The following is a 615-nucleotide window of genomic DNA, read 5'->3' as shown; positions in this document are numbered from 1 at the left end:
CCCTGTGGCGGGGGCGGGCCCTCGCCGACCCTCCCCGACGCGAGACCGAGGCCCGCCGCTGGGAGGTTCGCCGCACGGACGCGCGCCGAGCGCGCTTCGAGGCGCTGCTCGCCCTCGGCCGGGCGGAGGCCGTCCTGCCCGACCTCACCGCCCTCTGCGACGCCTCCCCGCTGGACGAGCCCTTCCAGGCACAGCGCCTCCGCGCGCTCCGCGCCGCGGGCCGCACGGCGGAGGCCCTCGCCGCGTACGACCACATCCGCCGCACCCTCGCCGACCAACTGGGCACCGACCCCAGCCCCGAACTCCGCTCCCTCCACGCCCACCTCCTCACGCCCGCGCCCTCCTCAGCGGATGCCGCCCCCGCGCCCGGCTCCGCGCCCGCGCCGGGTCCCAGTCCTGCGCACGCCCCGTGGCCAACGCCCGCGCCCGGGTCCGCGCCGGGGTTCGCCACCCCGCCTGCGGCGGGTGCTGGCCCGGCGTCCGGCACTGCTCCTGCGCCGGGTCCCGCTCCTGCGCACGCCGAGTGGCCGACGCCCGCGCCCGTGCCCGGGTCCCCCACCGCGCCCGGGTACGCCCCGCCTGCGGCGGGTGCCGCCTCGGCGACCGGTTCTGGGC

General features: G+C 81.3%; 1 protein-coding gene. It reads left to right on the top strand.

Annotation, left to right across the window (positions count from 1 at the left end):
* Positions 1-615: BTAD domain-containing putative transcriptional regulator (locus TR48_RS40860; protein WP_161789907.1), on the top strand; the 615-nt coding region annotated here is incomplete at both ends.

It is taken from the genome of Streptacidiphilus neutrinimicus (genome assembly GCF_000787815.1).
GTDB classification, from domain to species: domain Bacteria; phylum Actinomycetota; class Actinomycetes; order Streptomycetales; family Streptomycetaceae; genus Streptacidiphilus; species Streptacidiphilus neutrinimicus.
Note: the sequence above shows the minus strand (reverse complement) of the source record. Positions and strands in the feature narration are given on the sequence as shown.